The 10,410-nt window shown below is 65.5% G+C and carries 8 protein-coding genes and 1 pseudogene; 4 read left to right on the forward strand and 5 right to left on the reverse strand.

Going from position 1 to position 10,410, the window contains the following annotated elements; all coding sequences use genetic code 11:
- The 3 genes and pseudogenes from ABZ281_RS21125 to ABZ281_RS21135 form a co-directional block, all read left to right on the forward strand.
- Nucleotides 1-189: pseudogene (locus tag ABZ281_RS21125) on the forward strand (site-specific integrase); the annotation flags it as partial.
- A 550-nt stretch (nt 190-739) separates the two neighbouring features.
- Nucleotides 740-994 carry a type II toxin-antitoxin system VapB family antitoxin gene (locus tag ABZ281_RS21130; protein WP_356657598.1) on the forward strand — a complete coding sequence of 85 codons (255 nt, stop codon included), beginning with the start codon at nt 740-742 and terminating at the stop codon, nt 992-994.
- Nucleotides 994-1,413 (forward strand): PIN domain nuclease, encoded by a 420-nt coding sequence (locus ABZ281_RS21135; RefSeq protein ID WP_356657600.1) that lies wholly within the window; start codon nt 994-996, stop codon nt 1,411-1,413. The genes ABZ281_RS21130 and ABZ281_RS21135 overlap by 1 nt, the downstream gene beginning before the upstream one ends.
- Before the next feature lie 46 nt (nt 1,414-1,459).
- Here ABZ281_RS21135 and ABZ281_RS21140 read toward each other — a convergent pair whose 3' ends face one another.
- Nucleotides 1,460-3,757, reverse strand: a complete 2,298-nt coding sequence (locus ABZ281_RS21140; RefSeq protein ID WP_356657602.1) for a 2OG-Fe(II) oxygenase — start codon at nt 3,755-3,757, stop codon at nt 1,460-1,462.
- A 161-nt stretch (nt 3,758-3,918) separates the two neighbouring features.
- Between ABZ281_RS21140 and ABZ281_RS21145 the strand changes: the two genes are divergently transcribed.
- Nucleotides 3,919-5,088 (forward strand): hypothetical protein, encoded by a 1,170-nt coding sequence (locus ABZ281_RS21145; protein WP_356657604.1) that lies wholly within the window; start codon nt 3,919-3,921, stop codon nt 5,086-5,088.
- Nucleotides 5,089-5,641: 553 nt separating this feature from the next.
- Here the strand turns inward: ABZ281_RS21145 and ABZ281_RS21150 are convergent.
- From ABZ281_RS21150 to ABZ281_RS21165, 4 genes are all read right to left on the reverse strand, one after another.
- Nucleotides 5,642-5,983 carry a hypothetical protein gene (locus ABZ281_RS21150; RefSeq protein WP_356657606.1) on the reverse strand — a complete coding sequence of 114 codons (342 nt, stop codon included), beginning with the start codon at nt 5,981-5,983 and terminating at the stop codon, nt 5,642-5,644.
- A 212-nt stretch (nt 5,984-6,195) separates the two neighbouring features.
- Nucleotides 6,196-6,342, reverse strand: coding sequence for a hypothetical protein (locus tag ABZ281_RS21155; RefSeq protein ID WP_356657607.1), 147 nt, complete (start codon nt 6,340-6,342; stop codon nt 6,196-6,198).
- A gap of 1,063 nt (nt 6,343-7,405) precedes the next feature.
- Entirely contained in the window at nt 7,406-8,359 is a 954-nt protein-coding gene (locus ABZ281_RS21160; protein ID WP_356657608.1) for an HNH endonuclease signature motif containing protein, read from the reverse strand.
- Between the two features lie 3 nt (nt 8,360-8,362).
- Nucleotides 8,363-9,958, reverse strand: a complete 1,596-nt coding sequence (locus ABZ281_RS21165) for a hypothetical protein (protein ID WP_356657610.1) — start codon at nt 9,956-9,958, stop codon at nt 8,363-8,365.
- Nucleotides 9,959-10,410: the final 452 nt, after the last annotated feature.

Here is a 10,410-nt window from a genome sequence, read left to right on the forward strand (position 1 = left end):
CGGGACATTTACCAGAGCCTCCTGCCGCAGGTCGGCAAGAACGCCGCCGAGGCCACCGCCAGGCTGGTCCCGCTTCAGCGGAAGACCGAGGCGGAAGAGGCCCGCAAGGCCACCAAGAAGACGGCGGCCAAGGCAAAAGCCGAGGCCAGGGCCAAGAGGAAGGGCAAGCGGAAGAAGTGCAAGAAGTAGGGCACCGGACCGCTCCGCTCACGCATCACTCACGCAAGCAATCTCACGGCACTGCGGCCGTGTGACGCGCCATGCCCCGAGCAGCAGAAAACCCCAGGTCAGCGGCTATCTGTCCTGGGGTTCACTATGGAGCCGCCTTCGGGATTCGAACCCGAGACCTACGCATTACGAGACCGTGAGCGATCGTGTTGCGTGGTGCCTGGTCGTGCTGCGTGGTGACGTTTTTCCTGATCAGAGCATGTGCGGCAGGTTGACCCGTGCCACCCCGTGATGCACCGTCCAAAGGCGTCCGTCTACCGGCTGTCCACCGGCGGGGCTGCTTGGCCTACTATCTCTCGCCGTCCCATCGCTTCTGACGAAATTCCCGAGAGCGGCGGAGCCGGACATGAGGACGACTATTCATCCTGCACAAGGAGCGATCACGCGGCACTCCGCCCACGAAACGCCGCAGCCTCCATCCGTCACGAGACTTCTGATCAAAACGATATCTACCACAGTCAATGAATGGTATCGTTTCATTGACAGGAGCGTCCACGAAGGGATCATCCACATGGCCAGGACTGTCATCGATCTCGATGAAGACATGGTGACCGAGGCCATGCGCATCTTCGGGACCAAAACGAAGGCCAAAGCCGTCCGCCTCGCCATGGAAGACGCCGTCAAGCGACACCTGCGGCAGGAGGGCTTCGACGCCATGGACGCCGGCGAGCTCGACTTCAGCGAGATCGTCGAGAACACCGGCCCTCGCAACGCAGACGGCTCCCTCAAGCACGACGGCCACCGCGACGAAGGCCAGGCGGCCTGATGCAGGACCACTACCTCATCGACAAGTCCGCCCTCGCCCGCTGGACGAAACCGAGCGTCAAGGAGGTGCTAAAGCCCCTGCATGAGCGTTACCTCCTCGCCGTGTGCCAGCCCACCGAGTACGCGATGATCCACTCCGCACGGGACAGCTCAGAAGCAACGCGGATCAGCACCTGGCTCCACGCCTTCGACTACCTCCGCACCGACGACGACACCTTCACCCGCGCTCTCGAGCTCCAGCGCCATGCCCTCAACGCGGGCTTTCACCGCGCTCTGTCCCTCCCCGACCTGCTGATCGCGGCCACAGCGGAACTGCACCGGCGAACGGTCCTCCACTACGACGGCGACTTCGACATGATCGCCTCCCTGACGGGACAACCCGCCGAATGGGTCGTACCACCGGGCAGCGCCGACCGTTGAGCAGGCTGCCCGTCTCCCAGGCGAGGCCGGCGTCCGGAAGCCGCAGTCACATGTTCCGTAGCGACATCAGCCATGCCAGGTCCGCCGCGGCCTGACGGCGGACCGTCTGCTCGCGGGTGAACAGCTCCTGGGTCTTCGTCAGCACCAGCGTGTACGGGCGCCCCTGCCGCCTGGTCTCGTGACGCACCGGCAGCTCGGCCGAGTCGACCCTGGTGTGCACATGCCGCCGCCCCTCCTTCGCCAGCGGCCATTCGAGGACCCGCCGCGACCGGGAGCCGAGGAACGCACCGAGGGCACCGCACAGCTCGCAACCGCACCCCGCCCAGGCCACGGACCAGTCGCCGGCAGCGCGCGGCGGTCGCTCGCACACCGCGCTGAGCCGGTCCGCGCAGTCCCGCGCGACCGCGTCGAGCCCCGCCACGCCCCACTCGGCCGACGTGCTCGCCTCCGCGGCGCGGCGCAGCAGCGGCATCAGACATTCGAGCACCGTATCCCCGCGTTCGTGCAACGCTGCCAGGATCCCGTCCCGCAGCTCTTCGTCGGCCACCGCCAGGACGTGTCGCAGTGGCAGGGCCAGCTGCTGCAACCGCGCACGGCGGATCTCGGCCGGTCCGGTTGTGGTCCACAGCTGAAGGCCGCTGTCCACTGCGGCCCAGACCCTGGCGGACAGCAGCCGCGCCACCGCCGGTGCTCGATTGGCACGCAGCGCCGCGCACAGCCCGGGCAGCTGCTCGGTCCACTGGTAGTGCTGCGGTTGGAGGCAGTACTCCGAGGCGAACCAGGCGTCGAGGACCCGGCGCATCCACGCGGTTCCATACCGCTCAGCCACCGCGGCCAGTGCGCCTGCGTGCTGCGGGCCGAGCATGCCCGCCTCGAACGGCTCCAGTAGCATCGCCGCGGTCTCGGCCGCGTCCAGGCCTGCGGCGACCAGCAGCGCGCAGTCCAGCAGCTCGGGTTGCGGGTGGGTGTGCTTCCAGAACGGTACGAGGGACTGGGCTCGGTGTCGTGCCCTGTCCAGGTCGCCTCGCGCGATACCTGCGCGTAGTTCCTCCAGTGCCCATGGCGATCCGGCCTCAGCGCGTGCCGCGAAGGCCCGCTCACGCGGCCACACGACGACCGCGGCCCGCCGGTACCACCGGTCCAGCGTGTTGCCGTAGTTACCCATGTAGCCCTCGTACTGGGAGTCGTAGGGCGTCAGATCCGCGCTCGCGGTACTCGCGCACACCTCGTAGTCGTGAACCGGCAACGAGATCGGCTCGCCACCGGTGCCGTCCGGACCGGTCCACCAACCCAGGGTGATCTCGTCGTCGATCAGATCCTGGAGGACGTAGTCCTCGTCCTCGCCGGCATCACCGTCGTCGCCCTCATCGCCGTCGTCGTCCGCATCCTCGTCGTACCCGTAGTCGTCCCAGGGCTCGTCCCCGTCGGGATAGGCATCCCAGGTCTCCTTCACCTCCGCCAGGGCGAGCACCGACTCGCATCCGGCCTGCCCAGCAGCGGCGCGCAACAGAGCGGCGCGCCCTGCGTCGGCGCCCTTGAGCCGCTCCCAGCTCAGGCCCCGCTGGGTGTACTCGTGATCGAGCAGGTACACGAGCCGGGTCGGTGGATCCAACTCGCGGGTACCATAGCGCGGTTTGGCGGGCGAGCCGAAGTGCCGGCCCAGACTGTGTGCCAGCTCCGCCAGCGGTCCGGACGCCTCGGCCGAAGTCCCCGGCTCGGCGAGCAGGTTGAAGGTGAGCGTCACCCGGTACCCGGTTCGGACCGGAGTGACCTGGTGCCGGCAGTCAGCATAGAAGGCGACGAGGGTCAGATTTGTCTTCGAGCCGCGGTAGGCGCACTCCTGCCCGGCGTGCGCGACGACCAACTCTCCCCCCGTGTGCGTTGAAGGCAGGGAGAGCACCAACGTGCCCACCATGACATCGTCCTTCTCCGAATCCTGGTGCGGGAGGAAGAACTGGCCCTTGCCGTACACCAGCATCGCGTGCGGCTCAGCCCGCAGCCGAGTCGCCGACGGGAGACCGAGAGCATCCCGGAAATGCTCCAGCGCGCCACTCAGCAGCGACGACCAGGAAGGACCGTCAAGGCTGAGCCGATCCGGCGGGATCTGCCAGGTGTCACGCACACTGGTGTCGCTCAGCGTCTGTTCGCCCCGCCCGAACAACGCCGGCTGTGCCACCGAAATCAGCCGCTTCACCTGGGGCGCCCGCAGCGGAAGGCGCACCGGCCCGACCCCGGCCACCTCAAGGCTCAGGCCGGCCACCGGCGCCTCCAGCCATGCGCTGAAAGCGCCCGCCGCCCTCGCCCCGCCGAGCAGCCCAACCAGCCGTTCCCTCGGTGCCGCCACCACACTCCTGCCCTCCGAACCCTGCGAACGCGTCGTCCTCAGCCCGAGCCTACGAATCCGACGGCGCCGCCGGGACCGTAACCGTGGACGGGCCCCGAACGAGGGATCACGTCCAGGCCCCGTGAGACGAGCCGCAGCGCCTGTCGGTAGTCTGTACGGCCGTGAGCGGGTACCAGTACTACGAGTTCCAGGCCATCGACCGACCGTTGACCATGAACGAGATCGAGCAGGTACGGGCCCTGTCGAGCCGGGCCCGGATCAGCGCGACGCACTTCGTCAACGAGTACCACTACGGCAACTTCCGCGGCGATGAGCGCAAACTGATGGAGCAGCTGTACGACGCCCACCTGTACTTCGCCAACTGGGGTTCACGACGCCTGATGCTGCGCCTGCCCATCACGCTGCTGCCCGCCCGCAGCGCCGAACCGTACTGTGCGGAAGACGCCTTGACCTGCTGGACCAGGAACGGGCACCTGCTGCTCGACTTCTCCTACGAGGCCGAGGACGGCGGCGAGTGGGACTTCGAGACCTCCTTCACCCTCGCCTCCTTCACCACCCTGCGGACCGAACTCGCCGCGGGCGACCTGCGCCCCCTCTATCTGGCCTGGCTCTCCGCGCTCACCCGCTGGGAGCTGGAGGAGGACGTCGACGAGGACGAGTACACCTCCACCCTCGAGCCGCCCGTACCCGCCGGCCTTGCCCGGCTCACCGGTCCACAGCAGGCCTTGGCGGACTTCCTTCACGTCGACCCGCATCTGCTCACCGCGGCTGCCAGCGCCAGCGGTCACGCCCCTTCCCAGGCAATCGACAAGGACGCGCTCACCACCTGGATCCGCGCCCTGCCACCACACGAGAAGGACACCCTGCTGCTGGACGCCGCCCTGGGCACCGCCCCGCAACCGGGCCCCACACTGCTGGCCCGCCACCGCGCCGCGTCCCGCGGTACGGCCGAACTGTCCCCCGCTGCCCGGCGCCGCTCAGCCGCGGAGCTCCTCGACGCCGCCCACGAGGTGCGCAGCGAGTACACCCGGCAGCAGGAACAGGCCCGCGCCCAGACCCGCCGGGCCGAACAGCGGGCTCGCGAGAGCCACCTGGACCGCCTGGCCGAGAACACCGGCCAAGCCTGGCAGGACATCGCCCACCTGATCGGGCAGAAGCAGCCCGGCCCCTACGACGCCGCCGTCACCCTCCTGAAGGATCTCCGCGAGGTCCACGACCGGGCGGGCACCCCCGAGGAGTTCGCCCGACGCCTGCACGACCTGCGCGAACAGCACCGCGGCAAGCCCTCGCTGATGCGGCGCTTCACCGACGCCGGCCTGACAGCCCGCTGAGGCGCGCTCAGATGTGGTCGCGCGGTCCCTCGGCCAGGAGGCGGAGGGCGGCCGGTGGCGGACAGGGAGATCGGGGCGTCGACGGACCGTTCCCGCTCGTCGAGGTAGCCGAGTTCGCGGCCGGTGTGCCAGAACCTCCACAGCAGCCGCTCGGTGTCCTTCGCCACCATCGCGGTGCCGTCGCCGTGGGTGAAGCCCGCCGCAAGCACCGGATGTACAGCATCGCGCAGGTCCTCGCGGAGCCGGGGCTCCGCCCACAGCGCGCCCAGGGCGGACTCGGCCACCTGCCGCTCAGCCGCGGTGGTGCCGAGCCAGGCCAGCGCGGCCGTGCGCTGGCGCAGCCGGTGGTCCGTCAGCTGGGTGCGGCCGGCAGGCGAGAGCTTGAGCGTACGCTGGCGCTTGGTCACCAATCGGTGGGTACGAGCGAGTTCATGCAGGTCGGCCAGCTGGAACAGGTCCGCCTCCGAGCGCGGTCCCTTGCCGATCGGGTACCAGTGCGAGTAGCGGGCGAACGCGGCAGCCACCAGTTCCCGCGGCAGGTAGCCAGCCTGTGTCAGGGTGACGCCGTCACCGATCTGCTCCAGCAGCCACCGCAGCGGCTCGGCCGTGTCCACGGGTGCCACGGCCGACTCCTCCAGGGCAGGCAGGACGGGGCGAGCAGGGCGTGGCGCTCGGTCGGGGGCGCCGCGGCCCACAACTCGCGCCGTTCACGGCGGACGGCCTCCAGCGGGGCGCGGCCCTCGAACACGGGCCGCGCCGTGGTGAGCCAGTGCTGGACGAGCCGTCGGCGCGCGGCCGGGAACGTACGCGCGTCCGGGTCGAGCTCGCCCTCGTCCAGAGCCTGCTCCAGTAGACCTTCGAGGTTGGCATGGGCCAGAGCTTCCTGGATGCCCATGACCTGACCCCCGCCTCAGCTCGGGTACGTCCGGCAGGGTCGTGGGCGAGGCGGCCGCGGCCTCGCGGTACGCCGCGAAGCCCGCCTCCTCCGAGCGCTGCCAGGCCGCCAGCACCTGGGCCGTGGTCGCGCTCGTGCACACCGCGGCGGCCCGAACGCGGCCGACTCCGGTCAGCAGGTCGGCCAGGACGGCGACAACCCGCCCCCGCTGCTCAAGAAATGTCCGCGTGCCACTTGCGCGGCAGCTCGTACCAGCAGAAGCGTTCGACCTCGGCCACCGAGAGCGCGACGAGCGGGTCACCGTCGGGCACCAGCCAACCCACCAGGCGCTGCGCCATCGCCTTGTCCGCCGCCAACACCTTCGCCTCCTCCGCACTCCGGCCTACCTGCCGATCCTCCCACTGACGGGGGCCCGGTCCGTGCGCGACGCTGCAGCGGGAACCTCACCAGTGCCGTCGCCCCTCGGCAGCCAGTGGTACCCCCAGCCTGTCGGAACAGCACAACCCCTACGCCGCCGACCACCCTTCCCAAGGCGCCCGGAACCCTCGCCTCCCCCAGGAGCGGCCAGGCGACTCCGACGAGCCGTCACGCACGCTTGTCAACCGACTGTCCACCGGAGCATTTGCCCGTATGGCCAACCGAAGTGCTCAATGGACCAAAATCGCAGGTCAAAGCCTTGTTACGGCTCGTTGGCAACAGGGAGCGAACGCCGCGACCGACGCATTGCGATGCACAGACCAGCGTGTGGCGATCTGCCCGAATACCAAGGTCAATCAAAAGAAAAAACCCCAGGTCATAGGCGTGCGTGACCTGGGATTCACCATGGAGCCGCCTTCGGGATTCGAACCCGAGACCTACGCATTACGAGCACACTAGCTCTCATGACGCGCGGTGTTGCCGCGTGCCGCCAAGTCTCGTTTTGCCTGATCAGAGCACATGCAGTGTGCTGATGTGTGATGCCCTGTCTATGTCGTCCAAAGGCGTCCGCGCTCCCCTTGCGCTCCCCTCCCGCTCTCCTGGTCCTGTCCAAGCGCGAGCGGAACCTGGCTACCGTTGTCGACACTCGACAAGGTCGGCGGTCAGCTCTGCCCGCAACGCTCACGCATCTTGGGTCGCTCACCTGCTGACAGCCTTCCCGGTCGCCAAAGCGGCTGGTTGTACGGAGCGTACTCCTTGCGACGAACCGCGCGTGTGGGAGACCGTGCCGGGCTCGACCGCCAGGGGCATGGGGCAGCCGGTGGCGCGGTCAACTTCGGCTCGGGCACCGGCGAGGCCGATGATGGCGCACCTGTCGTCGCGGAGAGGCGGGCGGAGTCGGTGCCGGTCTCGACCAGCTCGTCCAGGGCCCGCATGACCCTTGCCAGGGGGAGTGTCTAATCAAGTTGACACACCCTCATGTTCACCGTTGTCTCATGAAAGAGATCATTTATTTTTGCGCCCCGGAAGCAATCGTGGGCTCACTAGCCGGTGACCAGCCCACGGATCGTGTTCGCGGCAGACCACCATGAGGTTTGTTGGTGTCAGGGCGCCCTTGATATTCCGGGGAGCGGCGAAGAGTTCGTGGTCTATGAGCCGGGCACCGCATCCTTGTGGCGCCTCGCAGCGTGCCCGTGTAGCAACCACACGCAGTGTCCAGAAGGGCTGAGGTACAGATATCACTCCCAGTGAGGGGTGTTCTATGACGCCGATCGACCATGCTTTGGCGTCGTAGACGCTCCACAGGTTGCTCTTCACGTTGTTGCACCAGCCGCATGCCAGTCTGAGGTTGTCCTCGTCTGCTGTTCCGCCTTCTGCGACGGGTACGACATGGTCCAGCTCGACCCTGAGGTGTCTGGACCTGACGCCTCTAGGTCGAGTGAAGTCAACCAATTTGTGCGGTTCGACTGGATCGCTTGTTCGGCGGAGGAAGAGGTCGCGTGCTTGGGGGCAGAACTTGTAGCCGCAAAGGTAGCAGCGCTGGAGCGGCTCATCCCGGAACCAGACGACGCTTCGCAAAGCGTTGTCGATGCGCTCTCGGCCCGCTTCTCGCCTTGCCTTGACATCGCGCCATGCGAAGGATGTGAGCTGGCGCGCTATTTGCTGTAGTTCATCCTTCGGGGCTTGCGGGTCCATTTCCTGCAAGCGTTGCGATATTTCCCGGAACAGGTATCCGATATTTTCCGTATTGCGGGCATATCTCCCCAGGTCAACGAGCCCTTCAATAAACCAACGCCCAACTGTTATCGAGTAGTCTGCGCGAAGGATCCATTCGTTTCTTCCCAGGAGGCCGGAAGGAGCACTGAGCTCGGCGACTTCTTTGAGGTCACTTTCCGACCACCTATTACCGAGCGCCCGGTCGAGCGTTCTGTAAAAATTCTCAATCGGCTGGGTGTCCATTGGTTACGGCTTGAACTTCCGAGGGAGACCGTTGGCCGGCACTTTCCGGTACTCGTGCCAGTTCTGAGACCACAGCCGCTTCACGACGAGCTGGTCTTTTTTAACCTTTTCGAGGCGCCAGTCACGATTGAAGTAGGAAGCGCTCACGCGCCCCTCCTTCAGCCATTTCTGTAGGGTGATATCGAAATCGTCCATTGATTCAAGGGTTTCACCTTGAGTGTAGATGAAATCGAAGTAGTCGCATGCGAGAATAGTGAGCGAGATCTTATTGAATAGGTTACTGTTGGCGGTACTCCCCCAAGCGTTGTATGTATCAAGTTCCTGGGTGTCGCCAAAGTAGTCACGCACATGGGCGTAGAACCGAATGAATGTTTCTCTCCACGGTCCGTCTGGACGTGACCAGTCGGAGAATTTCTCGTCAAGCGTGTCGCCTGAGACAAGTCCACAGCCGAGGAGATATTCCGTCTTCCACGCGCGAGCGTAGTCCGTCCTTTCGTGATAGGGACGGCCCCCCTGAAGTTTACGGAAGACAGTGACCAGGCTCTGCAGAACACTCCATTTAAGGAGATCGGACCGATCGCCGCTGACTCCTGTTTGAACGAGACCGCGGAAAGGACTTTCTTCGGCTCTGGTGAGGTAGGCAATGGCTTGAGAGTCCTCCAGCCGGATGCCTGCTCCCTTCAGGCGCTCTCTGACTGATTGCAGTTCTTCGCGGCCGAGACTGGTTGAGATGATCGTTCCCAGCAAGGCAGATCCCATGAGTACTGCCTTCTGATTAACGACCACAAACTGAAACACATGCTCGCTTGGGCTGCTATCCATCAGGAGGGAAACAGGGAGGTGTCGGCTTTTCTTCAAAAGCAGATCTTTCCCCGCCACATCAGGATCAGTTCCCGCTAGAACCGATTCCATAATCGACTCTTCGGCTTCAGGAGTCTCCGTCAGCTGTTCGGCAGAGACCACCGCCCCCCTGAGTCTGTGCTGGCCGTCCACGAGAACGACGGGCTTGAGGTACCCCAGCAATGCAGCTTTGGTGAACCCTTGGATCTCCTCAGCATCATCGATACCGAGATGCTGCAAAACGCGAATCCGGGCTTTTAGTTCTGCATAGAAGTCAGCTAGATGCGTCTCCTCGGCGAGGAGTGCATTATTCGCATCGTCGCCCTCATCTGCTGAAATGGTTTCGTTCGCGTCATCACTGCCCGAATCGCCCGACTGCTCGTCCTCGTCAGAGTCCGATGGCGCCTCTCGCCGAGACTCCCGTTCAAGGAGCAGTGCCACCCTGTCCTCGTCGACGACACTATCTTTAAGGGCACTCACGCGCTCTTCAAGTCTTCTTGTCAGCCTTTCCAGCAACTCAAGAAGAGGAACGTTCGAATAGTCCTCGTATGTGATTTCTAGATACCCGAAGGACGAACCGGGAGAGCTCTCCTTGAACTGAACCTTCGCTTCATCCTGCAAAGCGCCCAGGAGGGGATTTCTGGGAAACGTTGCGGTGATCCTTGAAAAACCTGGCCAGTTCGCGGACCCTGCCCGGGTCCTGTTCCCGCTGAAATCCTGCGGTCTCCTCGCCAGCGAGGCGTCGGCGCTCGGGGACACCGGACCACTGTGCGATCTCCACGGCCGGGGCAGAGAAGAGGATCAGTGGCTTACTTTCTGGAGTCTGAAGCGTACGAAATGCCTCATAAGAGCGGCTGATGCTCGCCACTGTGTTTCCTCCCCCTCGCGGATCCGCGGCTGTGCTTAGCGGAATGCATTATGCAAAAGCGAATCTCGCCCTTAGGCCAGGGGCCGTTGACGTCGGGCACTCACTTCTTCTGACGGAGCGTCATTGTACCGATCTCGCGATCGTGGCGGGACTGCTTGAACGCACACCCTGGCCGGGGCTGCTTCTGGACCGGCATCTCGACAGTTTCCTTCTCCGCGGACACCCGTGGCGGCCAACCAGTCCAGGTCGGCCGTCGGCATGATCGCCCCCACCGCGTCGCTTCCGCCACGGCCCGGGGTGTGTGATCGGGGAAGCGGACAGTCCCTCCGCCTCCAGCAGCGCC

Origin of the sequence: Streptomyces sp. NPDC006265, from assembly GCF_040613555.1 — a bacterium.
Lineage (GTDB): Bacteria > Actinomycetota > Actinomycetes > Streptomycetales > Streptomycetaceae > Streptomyces.

What these genes read in the sequence shown, in the direction of transcription:
- ABZ281_RS21130 (WP_356657598.1), top strand. Translation starts at nt 740, where the DNA reads ATGGCCAGGACTGTCATCGATCTCGATGAAGACATGGTGACCGAGGCC.
- ABZ281_RS21135 (WP_356657600.1), top strand. Translation starts at nt 994, where the DNA reads ATGCAGGACCACTACCTCATCGACAAGTCCGCCCTCGCCCGCTGGACG.
- ABZ281_RS21150 (WP_356657606.1), bottom strand. Translation starts at nt 5,983, where the DNA reads ATGGGCATCCAGGAAGCTCTGGCCCATGCCAACCTCGAAGGTCTACTG.
- ABZ281_RS21160 (WP_356657608.1), bottom strand. Translation starts at nt 8,359, where the DNA reads ATGGACACCCAGCCGATTGAGAATTTTTACAGAACGCTCGACCGGGCG.